This window comes from Dactylosporangium sp. McL0621 (genome assembly GCF_049995355.1).
In the GTDB taxonomy this organism is placed as follows: domain Bacteria; phylum Actinomycetota; class Actinomycetes; order Mycobacteriales; family Micromonosporaceae; genus Dactylosporangium.
Genome location: NZ_CP188259.1, coordinates 230,358 through 253,316 on the forward strand (window position 1 = coordinate 230,358; position 22,959 = coordinate 253,316).

Sequence of the window (22,959 nt, forward strand, 5' to 3'; positions counted from 1 at the left end):
TTCGAGCGCTCCGCGGGACGGCCCTTCACGCCCCCGTCGGCGGTTCCGCCGCCCGCCGCGGCTCGGCCGGCGCCGGTTCCGCCGCTCGCCGCGGCCCGGCCCGCGCCGGTTCCGCCGCCCGCTTCGGTTCCGCCACCTGCTCCGGTTCCGCCACCTGCTCCGGTTCCGCCGCCTGCTCCGGTCTTGCCGGCCGAGAACGGCCCGACCTCGCCCGCACCGGCCCCGGGCGCCGGCGCGATCCGCGGCCGCGCGTCGTTCCCCGGCGCGCGCGGGCTCTTCGACGACTCGGACCGCAAGTCGCTGGACGTGCCGGGCGAGCGGGAGCTGTTCACGGACCTGGACCGGGGGCGCAACGGTACGCTGCCGTCGTCCGGCCTTCCCGGCCGCCCATCGCGTGCGGCCAGCGGCGACCCCGGTCTCGCGCCGCGGCCTCTCAGCGACCCTGGGCTGCCTTCGCGTCCGCTGGGCGAGTCCGGCCTGCCCCCGCGTCCGCTGGGCGATCCTGGGCTTCCTTCACGTCCTGTCGGTGACTCCGGCCTGCCGTCGCGGCCCGTGGGCGACTCCGGGCTTCCCTCGCGTCCCGTGGGCGACTCCGGGCTTCCCGCACGTCCTGTGGGCGACTCCGGGCTTCCTTCCCGTCCGCTGGGCGAGTCCGGTCTTGCGCCGCGGCCCCTTGGCGATCCGGGGCTGCCTCCGCGTCCGGTCCGCGATTCCGGCCTGCCTTCGCGTCCGTTCGGGGATTCCGGGCTTCCTTCGCGGCCTGGTAGCGGTGATTCCGGGCTTTCCTCGCGGCCCGGTGGCGGCGAGTCCGGGCTGCCCTCTCGGCCCGGTGGTGGGGAAGACGACGGGGATCCGCGTCGGTACTGGCCGCGCCGCGAGCCCGCACGCAGCCTCGGCGAGATCTACACCGAGCACGCGGAGCCGGTCATTCCGGCCGCCTGGCAGCCGCCGCCGGACCTTCCGGTCGCGTCGGGGCCGCCGTTGCCGACGCGCCAGCCGCAGACCTCGCGGCCCGAGGCCGATGCGCCGCCGGCCTTCCGCCCCGGCGGGACGTTGCCGCAGCGTCCGGGCCGTGGAGATGGCTTGCCGTCCCGGCCCGTACCGGGCGGTGGCGAGCCGCTGCCCTCGCGCCCCGGTTCGGGTGAGTCGCTGTCGCGTCCCGGGCTGGGGGAGCCGCTGCCGCCGCGCCCTGGGCTGGGGGAGCGCCCCGGGCTGGGGGAGCCACTTCCTACGCGCCCCGGGCCGGGTGAGTCGCTGCCGTCGCGGCCCGGGTTCGGTGAGCCGCTGCCCGCGCCTCCGCTCTCGGGCGAGGTTCTTCCGCCGTGGCCCGGTCCGGGTGGGGCGGCGTCGCGGGCCGGGGGCGACCCGGCTCCGTACCGTCCTGGTGATCCTCTGCCATCGCGGCCCGAGCCCGGTGCTTATCGTTCGGGTGACCCGCTGCCGTCGCGTCCCGGATCGGGCGAGCCGGCGGCGTTCAGGTCCGGCGAGCCGCTGCCTTCGCGGCCCGAGCCCGGCGCTTATCGTTCGGGTGACCCGCTGCCCTCGCGTCCGGGTTCCGGTGAGCCGGCGGCGTTCCGTTCCGGTGAGTCGTTTTCTTCGCGGCCGGTGTCCGGGGAGCCGGGCGAGCCGACGCCGCACGGTGAGTCGACGCAGCCGATTCGTTCCAGGTGGACCGGGTCGGCCGACGTGCGTCCGGGGCGGCCCGGGCTCGTGGCCCGCAGTGGTGGCGAGGCATTCCAGTCCGGCGAGCAGAACGGCGGCCAGTCCTGGTCGCAGCCCGCCGCGGCCGCGATGCCTCCCGCGCCGCCGGCTTCCGACGTTCTGGCCGCGCCGCATCTTCCGTCGGTGCCGCCCGCCTCTTCGGCGCCTTCCGGATCGTCCGGTGTACCGGGATCAGGACTGTTCGGTGCCAGTGCGCCCGGCTCCGGGGCTCCCTACGGTGCTGGCGCGCCCGGTTCGGGAGCGCCTTACGGTGCCAGCGGGCCGGGTTCCGGAGCGCCTTACGGTGCCAGCGGGCCGGGTTCCGGAGCGCCTTACGGTGCCAGCGGGCGGGGTTCCGGAGCGCCTTACGGTGCCGGTGCGCCTGGGTCCGGTGCGCCGGTCGCCGAGGAGACCGACGAGCCGTTGCCGTTCGATCGGCCCGTGTTCGATCGGCCCGGCTTCAGCCGGCTCGACATCGAGAGCCCGGAGGCCGACGAGACCCCCGCCAAGCCCTTCGGCGACCTCGCCGCCGGGGCGCGCAGTGCCGGGTTCGGGCGCTCCGACCTCGATGAGCACCCGTTCTTCGCCGACGAGCCCGAGCCCGAGCCCGAGGCCGAGGCCGAGGCCGAGGCCGAGGCATCGGAGCCCGCGCCCGGCTCGTGGATGGGCAGCGCCTGGGAGAACAGCGCGCCCACCGCATCGAGCGACCAGCAGCAGTCCGAGCCGGCGTTCTCCGCCTGGGACGCGCGGCCGTCGACGGAGCTACCGCCGGAGAATGCCGCCGGTGAAGGGGCGTTCTTCACCGGGCGGGCCGAGGTACCGTCGCCGTTCTTCCAGCCGCCCGCGGAGCCGCCACGGTCGTTCTTCGGCGATGGCGATGAGGCTCCCGGCGACCCGCAGCGGCCCTTCTTCGACGACGAGCCGCCGGCGCCGCCGTTCAACGCGTTCACCGAGTCCCGGTCGGACGACCCGCCGATCCGCGACCCGTACGCCGCGCTCGCCGACCTCCGCTCCGAGCCCGACGCGGCCCAGCCCTCGTTCGCCTCGGGCGTGGACGCACTGGCCGAGCACCCGCCGGTCGACGCCCCGGCCGAGCCCGCCGCGACCTGGTCCGAACCCACGCCACGCCCGGCCGAGAACGGCGACTGGCAGGAGTCGTCGTGGATCGACACGCGTTCGGGCGGCGGCACCTTCGAGTCCACCACGAACGAGGACGAGAAGGAGAACACCGGCTCGTTCTTCCTGTCCGGCTCGGCCCGCGACGCCGAGCCGAGCCCCACCCCCGAGCCGTCCCCCTCCCTGCGCTCGTTCTTCGAGGACGGCGAGGCCGAGCGCCCCGACTTCCAGCAGGCCGTGGTCCAGGACCTGCCCAAGCCGGATGCGGAGCTCGAAACCGAGGCGGCCGGCGGCCCGGGCTTCCGGCCCGTGATCGAGGACTCTCTGCCGAGCACCGGGCCGGGGTACCAGGCCGTCGCCGAGGAGAGCCAGGACGCCGGGTTCTCGTGGGCGTACCAGAGCGAGCCGGTCTACGAGCCGGAGATCGTCGACGACGTGCCGGTGCGGCTCCACGACGAGATCGTCGACGCCGAGGTCGTGACGCCGCCGGCGCCCGAGGCGAGCGTGCCCGAGGCCGAGTTCCACCCGGCGAACACGGTCGAGAAGGACCTGTTCGAGGCCGTCCAGGCCAACAGCACCGACCGGTTCCTGTCGACGTTGCTGCTGGCCAAGGTCCTGATCCCGTTCTGGACCGGCGACGGGCCGGTGGAGCCGGCGAACTGGCGTACCGAGCACATGAACGGCCTGCCGCACCTCGTCGTGTTCACGTCGCAGGAGCGCATGTCGGAGCGTCTCGGCGAGGACGCGCGCGGTAGCTGGATCAAGTTTGCGCGCCTGATCCGCCAGTGGCCGCCCGGCGACCAGCTGGCGTTCGCGATCAACCCGGAGTCGCCGTCCGGCGCGGTGCTGCCCGGCGCCGAGGTCATCCAGCTCGCGAGCTGGGCCGCCGAGATGGGCCTGGGCGCCGACGACCCGGACGAGCAGCCCGTCGCCCCGGCGGCCGCGCCCGAGCCGCCGCCGGAGAAGCGCCCCGCGTACGAGCCGCCGGGCACCGCCCTCGAGCAGGTCATGCAGAAGCCGATCTCGCCCGAGCAGCTCTCGTACTACCTCGAGCGCAACTACGACCGCGTGTCGGGCTTCGTCCACCGGGCCGGCGAGGTCGCTCATCTCGAGACGCCGGAGCAGATCTACAACGCGCTCGGCCTCGGCTACGCCGGGTCCTCGTTCAAGCCGGACGCCGACGAGGCCTACGTCCTGCGCTGGATCGCGTACCGCGGCGACCTGTACCGCATCCCGTACGGCGGCTCGTCCCAGGAGGCCATGCGCGCCATGGAGGGCTGGGTCATCGAGCGCCCGCCGTTCCGCGGCAACGGCTTTGCCCCGAGCGAGACGAACGACGTGATCGCCGAGTTCAAGGTCGACAGCGCCCGCCTGCCGCACAACGCCGAGCTGTGGCGCCTCCGCCGCGACGGCCGGCAGGACCTGATCGCGCGCCTCGACGCCGACGGTCCCGCCTGGCGAAAGGCCATCCCGTGATCCGCGACGGCTACGCGGCCCGCTGGCTCGGCGCCGAGTACGAGGCCAGCCCCGACGGCGATGACGTGCGCCTGTACCGCCCCGACGCGAGCGACGGCTTCGACGAGGTCCGCCCGGGCCGGTACCGGCGCATCGTGCCCCGCGGCGAGATCGACGACCTCGTCTACGTGCGTACCACCTGCCTCTGGCGCGATCAGCCCTTCATCGTGCTGGGCGAGCACGAGGGCTGGTTCCGCGTGGAGTACACCGGCGGCCGCGCCCCCGCCGCCGCCGAGCTCGGCCTCGAAGAGTTCGACTACGGCGTGTACCAGGGCTGGGCCCCGCGCGCGGAAGTCAGTGAGGTGCGCGAATACCGCGTATAGAAAGAGTCAGCCGGCCTTGGCCCAGCGAACGATTTCGCCCGTCACCAGATCCGGCTGCTCGACGTGCGGGAAGTGGGCCGCATTCGGCAACAGGCGCCATTCGTACTCGGCCAGCACATAACGGCCGGAGCCCTGCGCCGTGCGCGGCAGGACGGCCGGGTCCAGGGCGCCGTGCAGCTGAAGAGTCGGGGCCGTGATCGGTTGCTGCAGGAGCTTCACGAATCGGTACCCCTGCAGGCGCAGCGCCGAGCGGACGGCCCAGCGATAGGTCTCCAGCGCGCAGAAGGCCGCCTGCGGAATCTGCATTGCGGAGCGCAGACACGCCTCGTATTCCTGGTACGACTCCCGGGCGGTCCACTCGGGGGAGCCCCAGCGGCGCAGGTAGTCGCCGACCAGGGCGGCGTCGTTGCGGGTCAGAACGTGCTCGAAGCGGGGGACCTGGAAGCGCAGCACCGGCTTGGCCGCGGCCAGCTGCCCGCGCGGATCGCTGGCCAGGCCGGCGCGCAGGCGCAGGGGGTGGGCCGCGCCCAGGACCACCAGGCGGCGGACCATCTTCGGATGGAAGGCGGCGGTCGCCCAGCCGATCATGCCGCCGTAGCCCGCGCCGACCAGGATGGCGCTGCGCTCGCCCAGAGCGCGGATGAGACCGGCCACGTCGCCGGCCATGGTGTACCCGTCGTAACCGCGCGGTGGCTTGTCGCTCGCGCCGTAGCCGCGCAGGTCGACGGCGACGGCGCGGAAGCCGGCGTCGGCCAGGGCGGGGAGCTGGTTGTGCCAGGCGTACCAGAACTCGGGGAACCCGTGCAGGAACAGCACCAGCGGTCCGGTGCCGGCCTCCACCACGTGGAATCGGTTGCCGTTGGCGCTGACGAATCGGTGCGACCACGGCCCGTCGATCATGACGCACGTGTCGTCTACCGCTGGGTTCATGCCGCTCAGCGTAGGGCTAACGCTCTCGAAATCACGCCAGGCGACCGGCTAGCGTTCAGCCCATGTTCCCGCCGCTGCCGTTGATTTCCGCCATTGGTACTCCACGTAAGTGTGGGACTACCTACGGTTCGGTTGCCGCCCTCGCAATTGCCGCGAACACCGCGAACTATATGGCCCGATTCGCCGCGGTCGGTATTGACGTCCAGCGGGCTCGCGATTACGGAGCGTTGTTCCGGGTGGCGTCTCACCGCCACGCCCCGCGGGTGGCCGAAATGCTCGACGGCGTAGCCGAAGGCGCCCGCGTGAATGTCGACGAGATATACGCGCTCAACGGGCGCACGGAACTGATCTACAGCGTCGACCCGGACGACGCCGGGAGCGACCGGCGCGCCGGGGCCGGTGAGTGCACCGCGGTGGCCGTGCTCGGCGAGCGCAGCACCAGCGGGCACACGCTGCTCGCGCAGAACTGGGACTGGCACCCGGACCAGCGGCCGTACGCGCTGCTGCTCGACACGACCGACGAGCACGGGCGGCGGGTGGTCGCGCTCACCGAGGCCGGCATGCTCGCCAAGGCCGGGCTCAACGACGCCGGGCTGGGCGTGTGCGTCAACATGCTCGGTACCACCCGGGACCGGCGGGACGGTGGCGTGCCGTACCACGTGCTGCTCCGCGCCGCGCTCGAGCAGCCGCACCTCGGGGCCGCCATCCGGGCCGTGTGCTCCGTCCCGCGCGGCGCGAGCATCAATCTCCTGATGGGGCAGGCATTTCCCGGCGGTACCCCGGGCGAGGCGATCGACCTCGAGGTCGCCCCCGGCGACGTCGGATTCGTGCACCCGGTCGACGGCGTGATCACCCATGCGAACCACTTCGAGAGCGCGCTCTCCGCGGTCGACACGCTGAAGTCGATCGGGAGCTCGTCGTTCTTCCGTGCGGCCCGGGCGCGCCGGCTGCTGGGGACCGGGCCGATCGGCGAGGAGCGGATCAAGGCGGTGCTGTGCGACCACGGCGGGTTCCCGGCCTCGATCTGCCGCCACGATCAGGGCGAGGAGGTCGACGACGCCGATCGAACCGAGTCGCTGTTCACGCTCGTCCTCGACCTGGATGAACGCCGTATATCGATCGCCCCCGGGCCGGCGTGCCGCGGGGTGGAGTACCGCCACATTCGAATGGACAAATCCGGCTGAATCGGACACCGCAAGAGTTCAGCGGCACCTTAAATGTATCTGTGTAAACCGTTCCTTAAGTGCCCTGTTGTTACAAGTGTTTCAGCAGCTCAGACCGGCATTCAAGGTCGTTGTCACAAACCCGGTGACCTTGGGTCACCGGGATTGTCTTAAGTCCTGATCAGCGCGCTTCAAGCATCGGTTGAACGGCTCCTGAGCAGCCACTACCTTCCGCTACGACAACCGCGCGCCCCATTCTTCTGATCGGGACCTGTAGATGAACGAGCGTTATGACCCGTATGCCGACGACTCGTACTACGAGTCCGGCTACGAGGACCAGACCGGTCGCTACGGCCGGCCGGGCAACGGCGACCCCCGCTCCGCCGGTCCGCGCGGCAACGGTTCGATGCCCGCCGATCGCGGCGGTTCCGGCCCGCACTTCTACGACCCGAACGCCATGCCCCGCGGCCGCGGCGCCCTGCCTGACCTGGACGAGTCCGAGGACTACGACGACGAGGCGCCGTCCAGCTGGCGCCGCCGGAGCGCCATGATCGCGATCGGCGGCGGCGCGGCCGCGCTGATCGGCGGCGGCGCGTACGCGGTGACGCAGTTCTTCGGCAAGGGCTCGCACCCGGGCGCCGACCCGGCCGCCGCCGACGCGCCGGTGGACAACACGATCCCGGCGTACGTCGACCAGAACCAGAGCCTCATGAACGGCGAGGCGGGCCTGGGCATCCGCAAGAACACGCCCACGTCCGGCTCCTCGAAGGGCTCGCCGGCCGACGCCGCCAAGGCCGCCGTGGTCAAGGCCAACACCGTGCTGCCGACGAAGGACCCGGTCCGCCACCTGGCCAGCCGGCTCACGTTCGGGCCGAACGCCAAGGTCATCAGCGACATCAACAAGCTGGGCATCAACGCCTGGATCGACAAGCAGCTCAAGCCGGAGACGATCGCGCTGACCCGCGGCGAGCAGAAGGCCGACGCCGAGCTCGTCACCTACGCCATGTCGTACGACCAGCTCAAGGCCCAGCGCGACGACCTGGACAAGAAGGGCATCCACGCGGACGACCAGAACGTCCGGTACGCGATCGCCAAGCAGATCTTCTCCGACCGCCAGCTCTTCGAGATGATGGTCGACTTCTTCCAGGACTTCCTGCACGTCGCGGCCTTCCACGACGGCAACGAGCTGACCCGCGCGGCCTTCGACCGCGACGTCATCCGCAAGTACGCGCTGGGCAACTACGTCGACATGTTCGTCGCCGCCAACAAGCACCCCGCGCTGCTGCGCTACCTCGACCAGCAGGACTCCACGAAGGACCGGATCAACGAGAACCTCGCCCGCGAGAACCTCGAGCTCTACACGGTCGGGGCCTTCAACGGGTACAACGAGACCGACGTGCGCCAGGCCGCCATGCTGCAGACCGGGCGCAGCATTCGGGACAACCAGTACGTGTACCGGCCGGAGCAGCACTACGTCGGCCCCGTGAAGATCATGGGCTTCAGCCACCCGAACGGCGACGCGGCCGGCGGCGAGGCGGTGCAGGAGGCGTACTTCCGGTACATCGCGCTGCACCCGAACACCGCGCAGTACATGGCGCAGAACCTCGCGACGCGGTTCGTGTCCGACGTCCCGCCGAAGAGCCTCGTCGACGCGATGGCCAAGACCTACCTCGACAAGAAGAGCAACATGTCGGCGGTGGTGATGACCATGCTGTCGCGCACGGAGTTCTGGGAGTCCGTCGGGCAGAAGGTGCGCCGGCCGGGCGAGTACCTCACCGCCACCTACCGCGCGCTGGAGATCGGCGCCGACGCCCCGGCGACGTTCACCTCCACCAACACGAACATGAGCCCGATGGTCCAGGGCCTCGGCGACATCATGCGCAAGCTCGAGGAGTTCGGCCACGCGCCGATGGAGCTGCCGACGCCGAACGGGTACGCCGACGTGTACGTCGCCTGGACCTCGGCCGGCACCATGGTCAACCAGTGGAACGACGCGTACACCGCGATCACCGGCGGCCGGCGCCAGTTCACGTGGACCAAGCCCGAGGCGCTGATCCCGAACCCGCCGGCCACCGCGGGCGCCTACCTCGACGCGCTCACCAAGAAGCTGATCAACGTCACGCTCGACAACGACCGCAAGACCGCGATCCTGCACATCGTCAGCCTGACGATGACCGCCTCCACCCCGGTGGACGCCACGTTCAACGGCGGCATCGCGGCGGTCGTGCGCGCGATCTTCGCCACTCCCCACCACCACCTCCGGTAGGCGGCACACCATGGAGAAGCCAGTGCGGAACCACAACTCGCTCCACCCGGAGGTCCCGGACCTGCTTCGGCTCGGTCCCAATCGCTTCGAGGCCGCCCTGCGGGCCGAGGCGGAGGTCGTGAAGGAAGAGCAGAAGAGCGTCCGGGATCGGTACCTCGAGCTGTCGCGCCAGGAGGATGAGCAGGAGGACGGCCGGGGCGTCACGCGCCGCCGCTTCTTCGTCGGCGCGGCGGCCACGGCCACGGCCCTGGCGACGAGCCAGTTCATCACCACGCAGGCCTCGTTCGCGGCCACCCCGACGGGCACGCTGATCCACGTGTTCCTCTACGGCGGGGCCGACGCGCTCTCGCTCTTCGCGCCGATGAACGACGCGACCCTGAACCGTGTCCGGCCCAGCTTCACGCTGCCGGACAGCACCTCCATCCCGCTGGAGCGCGGGTTCGGGCTGAACGAGTCGTTCGCGCCGCTGAAGACGTACCTCGATGCCGGGCAGCTCGCGTTCCTCCCGGGCGTGACCGACCGCCGGCTCGACCGCAGCCACTTCGCCGCGCAGGACACCTGCCAGCTCGGCGGGCTGCCGGCTGAGACGGGCGGCATGGGCTGGCTCACCAACCTGGCCGACAAGCTCGGCCCCGGTACCGCGTTCCGTGCCGTCGGCATCGGCTCGACCCTGCCCCGGTCGCTCGTCGGCGGCGGCGGGGCCCTCGCGCTGAACAGCGTCGCCTCGCTGAACGTCAACGGCGAGGGCAAGTACAAGCAGCCGACCGTCGATGCGATCAAGACGCTCTTCACCGGCGTCGACCACCCGATCGCGACCCCGGTCCGGGCCGGGATCGACGCGCTCACGCTCGCCAGCAAGCTGGCCCAGGAGGGCTACACGCCGGACAAGGGCGTGAAGTACACCGGCGTCGGCAACGCCTTCAAGGAGCTCGCGCAGCTGATCAAGGGCGGCGCCAACGTGCGCATCGCGACGATCGGCATGGGCGGCTGGGACACCCACGACAACCAGGGCACCCGCGGCGGGTACCTCGCCCAGCACTTCGGCGAGCTCGCGACCGGCATGGCCGCGTTCTTCGACGACCTCGGCACCGATCTCGCGGCGAACGTGACCGTGATGGTCTCCAGCGAGTTCGGCCGGCGCGTCGCCGAGAACGTGGGCGGCACCGACCACGGCCACGGCGGCGGCGTGATCGTGCTGTCCGGCAAGAAGCTGGCGGGCAAGCTCCTGGGCACGTGGAACGGCCTCGACAACCTGGTCAACGGCGATGTGCCCGAGTACAACAACATGTTCTCGGTGTTCGGCTCGGTCGCGCAGGGCCGCTTCGGCCTGACGGACGCGGAGGTCGGGCAGATCTTCCCGCGCCAGACCTACACTCCAGTGAAGATCTACGCGTAGCTCCACCTACGCGTTCCGAGGGGCGGCCCCGGTCCCGGGGGCCGCCCCTTTTCATTTCACCCAGTCCGATTCGATGACGCTTCGCGCAGATCGAATCGGCCCGGGGCCCGATCAGGTCAGTCCTCGGACTTGCCCGACTGCAGGCCCGACGAGATCAGGTCCATGACCGTCGAGTCCTGCAGCGTGGTCACGTCGCCCAGGCTGCGGTTCTCGGCGACGTCACGCAGCAGGCGCCGCATGATCTTGCCCGAGCGGGTCTTCGGCAGCTCCGGCACGAGCATGATCTGGCGCGGCTTGGCGATCGGGCCCAGGGTCTTCGCGACGTGGTTGCGCAGCTCCTGGATCAGGGCCTCGCCCGCCTCGCCCTCGGTCTCGACGTCGCCGCGCGGGATGGTGAACGCGACGATCGCCTGGCCGGTGGTCGGGTCGGTCGCGCCCACGACCGCCGCCTCGGCCACCTTCGGGTGGCTGACCAGCGCCGACTCGACTTCGGTGGTGGAGATGTTGTGGCCCGAGACGAGCATGACGTCGTCGACCCGGCCCAGCAGCCACAGGTCGCCGTCGCTGTCCTTCTTGGCGCCGTCGCCGGCGAAGTACATCCCCTGGAAGCGCGACCAGTAGGTCTCCTTGAACCGCTCGGGGTCGCCCCAGATCGTGCGGAGCATCGAGGGCCACGGCTCGCGGAGCACGAGGTAACCGCCGCCGCCGTTGGGCACCGACTGGCCCTGGTCGTCGACCACGTCGGCAGTGATGCCGGGCAGCGGCCGCATGGCCGAGCCGGGCTTGGCCGCCGTGACGCCGGGCAGCGGGGAGATCATGATCGCGCCGGTCTCCGTCTGCCACCACGTGTCCACGACGGGGCAGCGGTCGCCGCCGATGTGCTCGCGGTACCACATCCAGGCCTCGGGGTTGATCGGCTCGCCGACTGAGCCCAGCAGGCGCAGCGACGACAGGTCGAACTCCGCGGGGATGTCGTCGCCCCACTTCATGAAGGTGCGGATCGCGGTCGGCGCGGTGTAGAGGATCGTCACCTTGTACTTCTGCACGATCTCCCAGAACCGCCCGCGGTGCGGGGTGTCGGGCGTGCCCTCGTACATGACCTGGGTGGCGCCGTTGGACAGCGGCCCGTAGACGATGTAGCTGTGCCCGGTGACCCAGCCGATGTCGGCGGTGCACCAGTAGACGTCGCTGTCGGGCTTGAGGTCGAACACCGCGTGGTGGGTGAAGCTCGTCTGGGTGAGGTAGCCGCCCGAGGTGTGCAGGATGCCCTTGGGCTTGGCCGTCGTCCCCGACGTGTAGAGGATGAACAGCGGGTGCTCGGCGTCGAACGGCTGCGCGGTGTGCTCGGTGGAGGCGGTCTCGACCGTCTCGTGCCACCACAGGTCGCGCTCGCCGTCCCAGTCGACCTCCTGGCCGGTGCGCCGGACCACGAGCACCTTCTCGATGCTCGGCGTGCGGGCGACCGCCTCGTCGACGATGGACTTGAGGCCGCTGGGCTTGCCGCGGCGGAAGCCGCCGTCGGCGGTGATGACCAGCTTGGCGCTGGCGTCGTCGATACGGCCGCTGAGCGCGTCGGCCGAGAAGCCGCCGAAGACGACCGAGTGCGTGGCGCCGATGCGGGCGCAGGCGAGCATCGCGACCGCGGCCTCGGGGATCATCGGCAGGTAGATGGCGACCCGGTCGCCCGCGACGATGCCGAGGTCGGTGAGCGTGTTGGCGGCCTGGCAGACCGAGCGGTGCAGGTCGGCGTAGGTGATCGTGCGGGTGTCGCCCGGCTCGCCCTCGAAGTGGATGGCGACCTTGTCGCCGCGGCCGGCCTCGATGTGGCGGTCGAGGCAGTTGTACGCCACGTTGAGCTGCCCGCCGACGAACCACTTGGCGAAGGGCGGGTCGGACCAGTCCAGCACCTGGTCCCACTCCTTGGCCCAGCTCAGCCGGTGCGCCTGCTGCTCCCAGAAGGCGAGGCGGTCCGCCCGGGCCTCCGCATAGGCGCCTTCCGTGAGGTTGGCGGCGGCGGCGAACTCGGCAGGTGGCGGGAACTGCCGTGTTTCGTTGAGAAGGTTTTCCAAGGTCTCGCTCATCGCAGATGGCTCCTCGATGTGGTCCCAGCTCTCGCACTGAGGCTAGTTGGGGGGTGTGACAGAAAAGAAGGCGCCTCTTCTCTAAACTTTGTTCACAGTAGCGGCACGATACCGTCAACGGGTGCCGTCCGACCCGCTCGCACCGCTGCTGGATCTCGCCGACGTCCGCCCCGCGCTCGACCAGGCCCGCGCGGCGGTCGACGCCGCCATGCGCCATCGGGCCCTGCGCCGCTCGGGCGGGCCGGTCGCCGCGGAGATCGCGCTGCGCACCTCCGTCGCCAGCGCCGCGCTGGACACCCACGGCTTCGACCTGGAGGGCGTGCGGGCCGGCGTGGTCACCGACCCCGTCGTGCAGGGCGCGCTGCGCGCCACGGCGGCGCTGGACGGCCTGACGGGCACGTGGACGAAGGCGCCGCGGCAGGTGCTGGCCAAGCTGCACACGCTTGTCGCGCGTGACGTGGTGACCGCCGGTGAGCTGGGCCGGCCGCTCGACCCGGCGGCCGCGCCACGCCTGGACGCGCTGGCCGCGCTGGTGGCCGGGGGCACGAGCGCGCCGGTGCTGTTGCAGGCGGCGGTGGTACACGGGGAACTGCTGGCGCTCAAGGCCTTCGCCGGGCCCAACGGGGTCGTTGCCCGGGCCGCGGCGCGGCTGACGCTGGTGGCGGGCGGGCTGGACCCGCGGGGACTGCTCGCGATGGATGTCGGGCACCGCAGCCGCGAGCCCGAGTACGTCGGGTCCGCCAATGCCTTTGCCACCGGTACACCCGACGGCATTCGATCGTGGTTGCGCCATTACGCGGCGGCGGCCGAGCGCGCCGCGGAGGAGCTGCTCGAGGTGTGCGAGAAGGCCGCGGAGTAGGGGGTCTCCGCGGCCTGTCCCGGTTCAGCTGCTGCTGCGGGCCCGAGCGGCCTTGACCACGTTGATGATCAGCACGATCGGGATGATGAAGACGTACCAGATGATGTAGACCGACTCCGGGTTCCCGATGAGCAGGTACAGCCCGTAGCCGATGAAGGCCACGCCGATCACGACGTTGAGCACTCGCTGACCGACCGACCTCAGGCCGAAGCCGATCGCGCCGATCACGACGGCGATGAGACCGCTGACGCAGAGCAGGCCGATGTAGGCCAGCTCCTGGCCCTCGCTGATCTCGCCAAGAGCAGCGTTCATAGGTGTTGCCTCCGGGGATGGAATGGGGTAGGGCTGCGCCAGCCTAGAACGCGTCCCCAAATCCGTGTGCCCCGTTTTGGCCGGCTGTTATTACAGCCCGGACACAGTGAACGGCGCCTCGATTGCGAGGCGCCGTCACACACGTCCGACCGGGTTACCAGGCGTGCACCTCAAGTCCGTTCGCAACAGTCCTCGCGGATCCGCTGCAACGCGCCTTACCGCGGCTGGTCGCTCGTGGGTGCCCGGCGGCCGTGCACGAGGTCTCTGACCTCGCTATTTCTTTCTACGCCGCCCTCACCACGATCGGAACCCCCGCCCGGCAATCTGTGACTGATGGGGCTCAGGTGGCGGCCAGCTGGGCCGCGCGCGCCTTGCGGTGCCTGCTGTACAGTGCCAGGCCGATCGCGACCGCCGCCCCCAGCCCGAGCGCGGCCGCCGCCACCGGCACCGCCGGCCGCTCCCGCAGGCGGCGGCCCAGCGGGATCGGGTGGCGGAACTCGAGCATCGGCCAGCCGCGCTCGACCGCGATCCGGCGCAGTGCGCGGTCGGGGTTGACGGCGGTGGGGTGCCCGACCAGGCTGAGCAGCCCGGCGTCGGTGACGGAGTCGGAGTATGCGTAACAGGCCGAAAGATCGTAGTCGCGCTCGGTGGCGAGCTCCTTGACCGCGACGACCTTGTTCGGGCCGGCCGCATAGAAGTCGATCTCGCCCGTGTAGCAGCCGTCGTCGCCCACGTTCATGCGCGTGGCGATGATGTCGGTGATGCCCAGCTGCTCGCCGATAGGCCTGACCATCTCGTCACCGGAGGTCGAGACCAGGACCACATCGCGGCCCGCGGCGCGGTGCTCCTCGATCAGCAGCGCGGCCTCGGCATAGATATACGGGTTGATCAGCTCCTCGAGCGTTTCCCGCACGATCTGGCGCACTTGCTCGGCGCGCCAGCCTTTGACCAGCGCCGCGAGATAGTCCCTGGTGCGAGCCATGGTCTGCTCGTCGGAGCCGCCGCCGACGCGGAAAATCAGTTGTGCGTAGGCGCCTTTGATGACATCGCGGCGGCTGATCAGCCCGTCGCGATAGAACGGTCGACCGAAGGCCAAGGCACTTGACTTGGCGATCACCGTTTTGTCCAGATCGAAAAACGCGGCGCTACGCCCCACGGCGGGCAAGTGTAGCGTTGCGCGGCGGCCCGCGGTGTCCGGACTTGTCCAAAGCCGGTCCAAAGGCCGACTGGATCACGCTGGGCTCGCGGGTGATCACGCCTGAGTTACCTCAGAGTGAAATATTGATTGGTGTCCTGGGCGTGTTGCGGGCCGGTCCTACTCGACGTATGGCGGTCGTCTCAGGCATGCTTATGTTTGCGACGAGGTTTCACGTCAGCATGCATGGCGGAGACCCGTTATTGACCCTCGGCGGTTGCACCCCCCGTAACCGCTGAGCGGGTTCGGCTCGACCCCCCCGGAGCCGAACCCCCGGCGACCCCCGTCACCCCCCGGCGGGGGTCGTCCCCTTCTCCGGCACTTTTGCCGTGAGTCGCTTCCGTGCTGGTTGCCGGATTTCAGCCACATGGCCTTTTGTATGGTGGCTGCCGACTTTCGTCGGTATGCGCGGTGGTTAGCCAGCATTGACGCCGGATGCTTTGTTGAGCGTTCACGGTTTCGCTATTTCTTTCGATGCCCCGGCCCCAATGTGCCCGTACTGACCGGATTTGTCGGGGTTTCCTTAGCAGATCGAGTTCGTTCTGGGCAGGTCGTCCACAAGCGGCCGGTTGTCCACAGATCCGGCTCCGGCCGCGAGCGGGCGAGGGCCCGATAGGGCGACGGTGAGCGCCGTTAGTCGAACCGCTCACGACCCGTGGAGCCCTCCGTGCACCGACCATTGCTCGTCTCCGACGATCCCGCGCTGCTCGACCGGGTCGTCGACCTCGCCGCCCGGCACGCTCTCGAACTCGACGTGGCGCCCGGCCCGGCCGACGCCCGCCGCCGATACAGCACCGCGCCGCTCGTGCTCATCGGCGACGAAGCCGCGCACGCCTGGCTGCGCGCCGGGCTGCCCGAGCGGGCCGGGGTGATGCTGCTGACCCGCGGTCATGGGACGGCCCGGGTCGCGAGCCTGGCCGAGGAGGTCGGCGCCGAGTGGATCGTGCGGATTCCCGACGGTGAGCGATATCTCCTGCGCGAGCTGCGCCGTGCCTCCGCCGGGCCCGCGGTCACCACCGCCGTGCGCGGCCGCATCCTCGCCTGCATCGGCGGCCGCGGCGGCGCCGGCGCGACAGTCCTCGCCGCGGGCCTCGCGCTCACCGCCGGCCGCGCCGGGCTGCGCACCCTGCTCGTCGACGCCGACCCGCTCGGCGGCGGCGCCGACCTCGCCCTCGGCTGGGAGAAGGTCAAGGGCCTGCGGTGGCCCGCGCTCGAGCACACCGACGGCCCGGTCGACCCGGGCGCGCTGTTCGCCGCCCTGCCCGCCCGCGACGGCGTGGCCCTGCTCTCGTGCGGCCGCGACCCGGACGCCGCCGTCGGCCTGCCGCCCGCGGCGATGGCCAGCGCCCTCGACGCCGGCGGCCGCGCCCGCGACCTCGTCGTGGCCGACCTGCCGCGCCGCCTCGACGACGCCGCGACCCTGGCCCTGCGCGCCGCCGACCTGGTGCTGCTGGTCGTCCCGGCCGAGATGCGGGCCTGTATGGCGGCCGCGCGCGTCGCCGCCACCATCGCCCCGCACACCGACGCCGTCCAGGTCGTCGTGCGCGACCCCGGCGAGGTGCGGCGCCGCCAGATCGAGGCCGTGCTGCGGCTGCCCGTGGCGGGCGAGCTGCACTCCGAGGGCGGGCTGCCCGGGCGCGTCGACCGCGGCGCCGGCCCGCCCGGCCGGCGCGGCTCGCTCGTCGCGCTCTGCCGGCACATCCTCGGCGGCGTCGGCCTCGGCCCGGTCAGCCCCGAGGCGGGAGCGGCGGCGTGAAGGCCGACACACCGCCGCGGCTCGCGGCCCCGGCCGGCCAGGACATGACGGACCGGGTCCGCGCCCGGCTCACCGCACAGGGCACCGAGGCGACGCCTGGCACGGTCGCGGCCGCTGTGCGCGCGGAGCCGGGCGGCCGGCTGCTCAGCGACGAGTCCGTGCGCCGCATGGCGGGGCGGCTGGCCGGCGAGATGACCGGCACCGGCCCGCTCAGCCTGCTGCTGGCCGACCCGACCGTCACCGACGTGCTCGTCAACGGCGGCGAGGTCTGGGTCGACCGCGGCGACGGCGGGCTGCGGCGCGTGCCCGGATCGATCGGCGACGAGATGTATGTCCGCAAGCTCGCCCAGCGCCTCGCCTCCAACGCCGGCCGGCGCCTGGACGACGCGAGCCCGTTCGTCGACATCCGCCTGCCCGACGGCACCCGCATGCACGCGGCGCTGCCGCCGGTGGCGCTGCGCGGGCCGTACCTGTCGCTGCGCACCTTCCGGCGGCGCGCCTTCACCATCGACGAGCTCGTCCGCTGCGGCACGCTCGACCCGGGCGCGGCGCGGCTGCTGCGCGCGGTGGTGGAGGCGCGCCTGCCGTACCTCGTGACCGGCGGCACCGGCAGCGGCAAGACGACGGTGCTCGCCTCGCTGCTGTCGGTCGTCCCGGTTACGGAGCGGGTCGTGATCGTCGAGGACGCCGCCGAGCTGCGCCCGGCCCACCCGCACGTCGTGGCGTTGCAGGCCCGGGTCGCCAACGTCGAGGGCGCCGGGCAGGTGACCCTCCGCGAGCTGGTACGCCAGGCCCTGCGGATGCGCCCCGACCGGCTCGTCGTCGGCGAGTGCCGCGGCGCGGAGATCGTCGACCTGCTCGGCGCCCTGAACACCGGGCACGAGGGCGGTGCGGCCACGCTGCACGCCAACTCGCCGGCCGACGTGCCGGCGCGGCTGGAGGCGCTGGGGCTGCTCGGGGATGTCCCGCGGCCGGCCCTGCACGCGATGGTCGTCTCCGCCCTGCGGGTGGTCGTGCACCTGCACCGGTCCGGCACCGGGCTCCGCGAGCTCACCGAGATCTGCGTGCTCTCCCCGCACCCCGACCGCCAGACCGCGGTCGTGGTCACCGCGTGGCGGCGGGGCAGCGGCCCCGGTCCGGCCGCGCCGGACCTCGACGAGATGCTGGCCGCACGGGGCGTCGACCCGCCGAAGCCGGGCGGGCGCTGGAAGTACTCACCCGAGGACGGCTGGTCGTGAGCGCCCTCGACCTCGCGCTGCTGGCGGGGCTGGCGCTGGTGCTGGGCTGGGTCGCGTACTGGCGGCACACGCGGCGGGCTTCCGCGCGGCTGGCCCGCGTCAGCCGTGCGGCGTACCGGCGGTCCCGGGCCCGGCCGCTGTGGTCCGCGTGGCTGGTGCGGCGGCCGGTGCTCGCCGGCATGGCGGCGGTGGCGTTCGGCTCGGGCGGGGCGCTCGCGCTCGCGGGGCCGGTGGCGGCGGTGCTCATCGGGGTGTACTGCCTCATGGCGACGCTCGCGGTGCGCCGGCACCTGCTGCGGCGCGACGGCGAGCGGCTCGTGGCGGGGCTGCTCGACGCCGTGGACGCGACGGCGGAGGGTCTGCGGGCGGGGGCCCTGCCGGACGGCTCGACGCTGAACGACCTGCTCGCCGGGGCGCCCTCCGACGGCTCCGTGGTGGGGGTGGCCCGGGCTCGGCTCGCGGCGGCGTACCGGCTCAGCGAGTCCCTCGGCGTGCCGCTCGTCGGGCTGCTGGAGCGGGTCGACGCGGATCTGCGGTCCGGGCAGGCGCTGCGCGCGGAGATGGCGGCGCAGCTCTCGGGGGCGCAGACCTCGACCGCGGTGCTGCTGCCACTGCCGCTGCTCGGGCTGTGGGTGGGCGCGGCCATCGGCATCGACCCGGTCCAGCAGCTCCTGCACACGCCGCTGGGGGCGGGGTGCGCCGCGTCGGCGGTCGCACTGCAGGGGCTGGGGCTGCTGTGGACGGGCCGGATGGTGCGCTCGGTGACGGCGGAGGCCCGGTGATGGGCGCCTGGATGTGGCGGCTTCCGCGGCCGCTCGGGCCGCGGGTGGCGGTGTCCGTCGGCTGGTGGGTCGGTGGCTCGTCCGGCCTGGGGTTCGGGGTCGGCGTGCTCGTCGGGGGCCGGGTGGTCTGCGCCGCGTCGGCGGAGGTGGCTTCCAGGGCCGGGGGTGGCTCGTGAAGGGCTGGAGGCGTTGGCTGGCCGCGTTGGCGGCCGGGGGCGGGGTTGCGCTCGCCGTCGGCGACTGGACCGGGGCCGCTCTGGGTGTCGTCGTGGCCGGCGGAGGCTTCGTGCTCCTCGGGCGGGCCGAGCCGGCCCACGTGCGGCGGGAGCGGGCCACGGCCCGGTCCGACCTGCCGTTCGCGGCCGACCTGCTCGCGGCGGCGCTGCGGGCCGGGGCGCCGCCCGATCGGGCCGCGCTGGCGGTCGGGGAGGTGCTCGGCGGGCCCGTGGGGGAGCGGCTCGTGCGGACCGGGCGGGCGCTGCGGCTCGGGGCCGCGCCCGAGTCCGCCTGGGGGCACCTGGCCGACCTGCCGGGCGGGGCGCGGTTCGCGCGGGCGGCGACGCGCAGTGCCGAGCACGGCCTGGCGCTCACCCGGACGCTCGACCGCCAGGCCTCCGACCTGCGCGTGGCCCGGGCGGCGGCCGCGTCGGCGGCGGTGCGCCGCGTGGGGGTGCTGGCCGTCCTGCCGGTCGCCGTGTGCTTCCTGCCGGCCTTCGTCCTCGTCGGCGTGGTCCCGGTGCTCGCGGCGCTGTTCCGCGACGTTCTCGCCGCCCTGTGAAAGCCGAATACCGAAAGCGACAAGGAGCAGAGATGCAAGTGACGAGAGCCCGCCTCCTGGCCGTTGTGCGCCGGGACGACGGGGCGATTTCGATCGAGTACGCGGCCCTGGTGGTCATCGGCATCATCCTCGTCGGGGTGCTGATCAGCATCGTGCACTCCGATGTGATGAAGGCCTACCTGACCGGCCTGATGATGAAGGACCCGGCGTGAGCGCCCGGGGGAGGGCCGCCGTTCCCAGCGGTCCGAGCAGGAGCGCGCGGCATCGGCGAAGACCGCCGGGCGCGCCCAGCCACCGTGGCGACCGGGAGCGCGGGTCGACGGCGCTCGAGGTGGCCATGGCGATCCCGGTGATCCTGCTGTTCCTGATGGCCGGCGTGATCATGCTCAGCGTCATGACCAACAAGCTCTCCGTCACCGACAGTGCGGGGGCGGCGGTGCGGGCGGTGGCGCGGGGCGAGCAGGTGCCGAAGCTGCACTCGGGCACGGAGGTGATCTCGGTGGAGCACGACGGGGATCTCGTGCGGGTGACCGTACGGCGGAAGGTGTCCAACCCCCTCCTCGCGGGCTTCTACGTCGAGGAGACAGCGGTGGCGATGGTCGAGCCGGGGTCGTGAACCGGGGGCCGCGCGATCGGGGGTCGGCCTCGCTCATCTGCCTCGCGGTCGGGCTGGCCCTCGCGGCGCTGGCGCTCGGCATCTCGACCGGTGGCGGGGTGCTCGTGGCGGCGCATCGGGCCCGCAATGCCGCCGACTCGGCGGCGCTCGCCGGGGCGTTGACGGTGGCCCGGGGGTCCGAGGCGGCTTGTGCGGCGGCGGGGCGGCTGGCGGGGGAGAACCGGGGGCGGCTGGCGGCCTGTGAGGTCGTCGGGGCGGTCGTCACGGTGACGGTCGAGGTGCCGACGTCGGCCGGGCTGGTGGCTCGGGCTCGGGCGCGCGCCGGGCCGGTGGGGTGGGGCGGCGCTGAGTCGGGCGCCGGGCCGTCAGTGGGGCGGGGCGGCGCTGAGTCGGGCGCCGGGCCGTCAGTGGGGCGGGGCGGCGCTGAGTCGGGCGCCGGGCCGTCACTGGCGTGGGGCGGCGCTGAGTCGGGCGTCGAGGCTGTGGGTTATGACGCGGAGCCGGGTGGCGCAGTTGGGGAGGGCGCGCCCGGCCGCCAGGGCCCGTGGGAGGTTCCGCCGGGTGCGCGGTCCGAGCGGGTCCCCGGGGAGGTTCCGTTTACCGGAGAAGTGGAGGGCGGTTTGGACGAACGCTGACACGTGCCAGGGGTCCGGATTTTGGCGAGTCCGGGCCCCGCCGGGCGTCAGATGTGGCTCAGGACCAGGGACAGGAGGCGCGCCGCCTCGGGCTTGTTCAGGGGGTTGTTGCCGTTGCCGCACTTCGGCGACTGCACGCACGACGGGCAGCCGTGTTCGCAGCGGCAGGCCCGGATGGCGTCGTTCGTGGCCCGCAGCCAGGTTGCCGCCGTTTCGTAGGCGCGTTCCGCGAAGCCGGCGCCGCCGGGGTGGCCGTCGTACACGAAGATCGTGGGCAGGCCGGTGTCCGCGTGGGCGGCGGTCGAGAGGCCGCCGATGTCCCAGCGGTCGCAGGTCGCGATGAGCGGTAGCAGACCGATCGCCGCGTGCTCGGCCGCGTGCAGGGCGCCCGGCCACTCCAGGTCGGGGATGCCGGCGGCGTCCAGGGCGTCGGGGTCGATGGTCCACCAGACGGCCACCGTGCGCAGGATGCGCTCCGGGAGGTCCAGCGGCACGGTGTCGATCACCTCGCCCGACATGAGCTTGCGGCGCTGGTAGCTCACGACCTGGTTGGTCACCTCGACCTCGCCCAGCGCGAGGGTGATCGGGCCCGCGGTGCGCGACGACCGCACCGACAGGATGACCATCGAGGTGACGTCGCGCGGGTGGGTGCTCCAGTCCGGGTCCTCCGCGTGCACGAGCGCGCAGTTGTCGGCCAGGTCCAGCTTGTCGACCACGTACGTGGCGCCCCGATGGAGGTACACGGCGCCGTCGTGCACCTGCTGGTGCGCCGAGCCGGTGTCGACGGTGCCCAGCAGGCGGCCGGTCGACGACTCGACCACGGCGATCGGGCCGCCGCCCGCGCCGCGGAGGTCGACGTCGGGGCGGTCGCGCTCGGTCCAGTACCAGCCGGCGGGGCGCTTGCGGAGCATGCCGGCCGCGACGAGCGCGTCTAGGAGGTCGCGGGTGGTCGGGCCGAAGAGGTCGACGTCGGCCTCGGTGAGGGGCAGGTCGGCGGCGGCGCAGCAGAGCTGAGGGGCTAGGACGTGCGGGTTGGCCGGGTCGAAGACGGTGGCCTCGACCGGGCGGCCGAAGAGGGCCTCGGGGTGGTGCACGAGGTAGGTGTCCAGGGGGTCGTCGCGGGCGATGAGGGTACAGCCGGCGGCTCTTCCCGCCCTTCCGGCGCGGCCCGCCTGCTGCCACAGCGAGGCGAGGGTGCCGGGGTAGCCGCACATGAGCACCGCGTCGAGGCCGGTCAGGTCGACGCCGAGCTCCAGGGCGTTGGTGGAGGCCAGGCCCAGGAGGCGGCCGTCCATGAGGTCGCGTTCGAGCGCGCGGCGGTCCTCGCGCAGATAGCCGGCGCGGTAGGCGGCGACCCGCGAGCCCAGGCCGGGCACGGCGAGGTCGAGGTTGTGGCGGGCCATGGTGGCGACGAGCTCGGCGCCCTTGCGGGAGCGGACGAACGCCAGGGTGGGCGTGCCGCGCGCGACGGAGTCGGCCAGCAGGGCCGCCGTCTCGCTCAGGGACGAGCGGCGCGGGCCGTCCTCGGTCAGCAGCGGCGGCTCCCAGAGGCGGAAGGTGATCTCGCCGCGCGGGGAGGTGTCGGTCGCGAAGACAGAGAAGGGCAGGCCGGTCAGGCGGGCGGCCGACGCGCCCGGGTCGCCCGAGGTCGCCGAGGCCAGGACGAAGACCGGGGCGCTGCGGTAGCGGGCCGCGACCCGGCGCAGGCGGCGCAGGACGTGGGCGACGTGGGAGCCGAAGACGCCGCGGTACGCGTGGCACTCGTCGACCACCACGAAAGTGAGCCCGCGCAGGAACCGCGACCAGGCCCCGTGGGCGGGCAGGATGCCATGGTGGAGCATGTCGGGGTTGGTCAGCACCACCCGGGCGTGCTGGCGGACCCAGTCGCGCTCCTCGCGGGAGGTGTCGCCGTCGTAGGTGGCCGGGTACAGGCCGGGCAGCCCCAGCTCTTTGAGCGAGCGGAGCTGGTCGGCGGCCAGGGCCTTGGTCGGGGCGACGTACAGCACCGTGGCCCGCGGGTCGGCGAGCAGCCGGGCGAGCGCGGGCAGCTGGTAGGCCAGCGACTTGCCGGATCCGGTGCCCGTGGCGACCACCGTGTGGGCGCCTTCCCAGGCCGCGGTGGCCGCTTCCGCCTGGTGGCGCCAGGGTTCGAAGCCGAAGGCCGTCCGCAGTGCGGGCGGCACCCAGGCCGGCCAGGGGACGACGGTGCCCGCGCGGCGCGGCAGCGTTTCGGTGTGGAGCAGCACGTCTGCACTCTAAAACACCTGTTCGAACCGCGAGTGACGGTACACACCGGG

General features: G+C 72.6%; 18 protein-coding genes. 13 read left to right on the forward strand and 5 right to left on the reverse strand.

Going from position 1 to position 22,959, the window contains the following annotated elements:
- The first annotated feature begins 2,142 nt into the window (after positions 1–2,142).
- Positions 2,143–4,293, forward strand: coding sequence for an SseB family protein (locus ACPPVO_RS01055; protein ID WP_426514492.1), 2,151 nt, complete (start codon positions 2,143–2,145; stop codon positions 4,291–4,293).
- The gene (locus tag ACPPVO_RS01060; protein ID WP_426509274.1) at positions 4,290–4,655 is read left to right on the forward strand and encodes a hypothetical protein; all 366 of its coding nucleotides are present in this window, start codon (positions 4,290–4,292) and stop codon (positions 4,653–4,655) included. Before ACPPVO_RS01055 ends, ACPPVO_RS01060 begins: the two co-directional genes overlap by 4 nt.
- Positions 4,656–4,661: 6 nt before the next feature.
- On the opposite strand, the gene ACPPVO_RS01065 is transcribed toward ACPPVO_RS01060, so the two are convergent.
- On the reverse strand, positions 4,662–5,585 hold the full coding sequence (locus ACPPVO_RS01065; RefSeq protein ID WP_426509276.1) for an alpha/beta fold hydrolase: 924 nt from the start codon (positions 5,583–5,585) through the stop codon (positions 4,662–4,664).
- Positions 5,586–5,647: 62 nt separating this feature from the next.
- On the opposite strand from ACPPVO_RS01065, the gene ACPPVO_RS01070 reads away from it, so the two are divergent.
- From ACPPVO_RS01070 to ACPPVO_RS01080, 3 genes are all read left to right on the forward strand, one after another.
- Positions 5,648–6,769: a C45 family autoproteolytic acyltransferase/hydolase gene (locus tag ACPPVO_RS01070; RefSeq protein ID WP_426509278.1), complete on the forward strand. Its 1,122-nt coding sequence runs from the start codon at positions 5,648–5,650 to the stop codon at positions 6,767–6,769.
- 256 nt (positions 6,770–7,025) lie between these two features.
- On the forward strand, positions 7,026–9,014 hold the full coding sequence (locus tag ACPPVO_RS01075; RefSeq protein WP_426509279.1) for a DUF1800 domain-containing protein: 1,989 nt from the start codon (positions 7,026–7,028) through the stop codon (positions 9,012–9,014).
- Positions 9,015–9,036: 22 nt separating this feature from the next.
- Positions 9,037–10,410 (forward strand): DUF1501 domain-containing protein, encoded by a 1,374-nt coding sequence (locus ACPPVO_RS01080; RefSeq protein ID WP_426509281.1) that lies wholly within the window; start codon positions 9,037–9,039, stop codon positions 10,408–10,410.
- Positions 10,411–10,526: 116 nt separating this feature from the next.
- On the opposite strand, the gene acs is transcribed toward ACPPVO_RS01080, so the two are convergent.
- Complete coding sequence (gene acs, locus ACPPVO_RS01085) at positions 10,527–12,491, reverse strand: acetate--CoA ligase (RefSeq protein ID WP_426509283.1); 1,965 nt, start codon at positions 12,489–12,491, stop codon at positions 10,527–10,529.
- A 121-nt stretch (positions 12,492–12,612) separates the two neighbouring features.
- On the opposite strand from acs, the gene ACPPVO_RS01090 reads away from it, so the two are divergent.
- Positions 12,613–13,350, forward strand: coding sequence for an oxidoreductase (locus tag ACPPVO_RS01090; RefSeq protein ID WP_426509285.1), 738 nt, complete (start codon positions 12,613–12,615; stop codon positions 13,348–13,350).
- A 24-nt stretch (positions 13,351–13,374) separates the two neighbouring features.
- Here ACPPVO_RS01090 and ACPPVO_RS01095 read toward each other — a convergent pair whose 3' ends face one another.
- Both ACPPVO_RS01095 and ACPPVO_RS01100 read right to left on the reverse strand, forming a co-directional pair.
- Entirely contained in the window at positions 13,375–13,662 is a 288-nt protein-coding gene (locus tag ACPPVO_RS01095; RefSeq protein ID WP_426509287.1) for a hypothetical protein, read from the reverse strand.
- A gap of 340 nt (positions 13,663–14,002) precedes the next feature.
- On the reverse strand, positions 14,003–14,827 hold the full coding sequence (locus tag ACPPVO_RS01100; RefSeq protein WP_360367465.1) for an HAD family hydrolase: 825 nt from the start codon (positions 14,825–14,827) through the stop codon (positions 14,003–14,005).
- Between the two features lie 697 nt (positions 14,828–15,524).
- Between ACPPVO_RS01100 and ssd the strand changes: the two genes are divergently transcribed.
- From ssd to ACPPVO_RS01135, 7 genes are all read left to right on the forward strand, one after another.
- Complete coding sequence (gene ssd, locus ACPPVO_RS01105) at positions 15,525–16,613, forward strand: septum site-determining protein Ssd (protein WP_426509289.1); 1,089 nt, start codon at positions 15,525–15,527, stop codon at positions 16,611–16,613.
- Positions 16,614–16,657: 44 nt separating this feature from the next.
- The gene (locus ACPPVO_RS01110; RefSeq protein ID WP_426514493.1) at positions 16,658–17,851 is read left to right on the forward strand and encodes a TadA family conjugal transfer-associated ATPase; all 1,194 of its coding nucleotides are present in this window, start codon (positions 16,658–16,660) and stop codon (positions 17,849–17,851) included.
- Positions 17,848–18,633, forward strand: coding sequence for a hypothetical protein (locus ACPPVO_RS01115; RefSeq protein ID WP_426509290.1), 786 nt, complete (start codon positions 17,848–17,850; stop codon positions 18,631–18,633). The genes ACPPVO_RS01110 and ACPPVO_RS01115 overlap by 4 nt, the downstream gene beginning before the upstream one ends.
- A gap of 172 nt (positions 18,634–18,805) precedes the next feature.
- Positions 18,806–19,411, forward strand: a complete 606-nt coding sequence (locus ACPPVO_RS01120; protein WP_360367456.1) for a type II secretion system F family protein — start codon at positions 18,806–18,808, stop codon at positions 19,409–19,411.
- 32 nt (positions 19,412–19,443) lie between these two features.
- A complete protein-coding gene (locus ACPPVO_RS01125) occupies positions 19,444–19,623 on the forward strand; it encodes a DUF4244 domain-containing protein (RefSeq protein WP_360367453.1) in 180 nt (59 codons plus the stop codon).
- 125 nt (positions 19,624–19,748) lie between these two features.
- Positions 19,749–20,027 (forward strand): TadE family type IV pilus minor pilin, encoded by a 279-nt coding sequence (locus tag ACPPVO_RS01130; protein WP_426509292.1) that lies wholly within the window; start codon positions 19,749–19,751, stop codon positions 20,025–20,027.
- Positions 20,024–20,662 carry an Rv3654c family TadE-like protein gene (locus ACPPVO_RS01135; protein WP_426509294.1) on the forward strand — a complete coding sequence of 213 codons (639 nt, stop codon included), beginning with the start codon at positions 20,024–20,026 and terminating at the stop codon, positions 20,660–20,662. Before ACPPVO_RS01130 ends, ACPPVO_RS01135 begins: the two co-directional genes overlap by 4 nt.
- Before the next feature lie 47 nt (positions 20,663–20,709).
- On the opposite strand, the gene ACPPVO_RS01140 is transcribed toward ACPPVO_RS01135, so the two are convergent.
- Positions 20,710–22,908, reverse strand: a complete 2,199-nt coding sequence (locus ACPPVO_RS01140; protein ID WP_426509295.1) for a DEAD/DEAH box helicase — start codon at positions 22,906–22,908, stop codon at positions 20,710–20,712.
- Between the last annotated feature and the right edge of the window lie 51 nt (positions 22,909–22,959).

Excerpts from the sequence above, each read along its gene's own strand:
- ACPPVO_RS01065 (WP_426509276.1), bottom strand. The coding sequence starts at position 5,585 with ATGAACCCAGCGGTAGACGACACGTGCGTCATGATCGACGGGCCGTGG.
- ACPPVO_RS01070 (WP_426509278.1), top strand. The coding sequence starts at position 5,648 with ATGTTCCCGCCGCTGCCGTTGATTTCCGCCATTGGTACTCCACGTAAG.
- ACPPVO_RS01075 (WP_426509279.1), top strand. The coding sequence starts at position 7,026 with ATGAACGAGCGTTATGACCCGTATGCCGACGACTCGTACTACGAGTCC.
- acs (WP_426509283.1), bottom strand. The coding sequence starts at position 12,491 with ATGAGCGAGACCTTGGAAAACCTTCTCAACGAAACACGGCAGTTCCCG.
- ACPPVO_RS01095 (WP_426509287.1), bottom strand. The coding sequence starts at position 13,662 with ATGAACGCTGCTCTTGGCGAGATCAGCGAGGGCCAGGAGCTGGCCTAC.
- ACPPVO_RS01110 (WP_426514493.1), top strand. The coding sequence starts at position 16,658 with ATGACGGACCGGGTCCGCGCCCGGCTCACCGCACAGGGCACCGAGGCG.
- ACPPVO_RS01125 (WP_360367453.1), top strand. The coding sequence starts at position 19,444 with ATGCAAGTGACGAGAGCCCGCCTCCTGGCCGTTGTGCGCCGGGACGAC.
- ACPPVO_RS01130 (WP_426509292.1), top strand. The coding sequence starts at position 19,749 with ATGGCGATCCCGGTGATCCTGCTGTTCCTGATGGCCGGCGTGATCATG.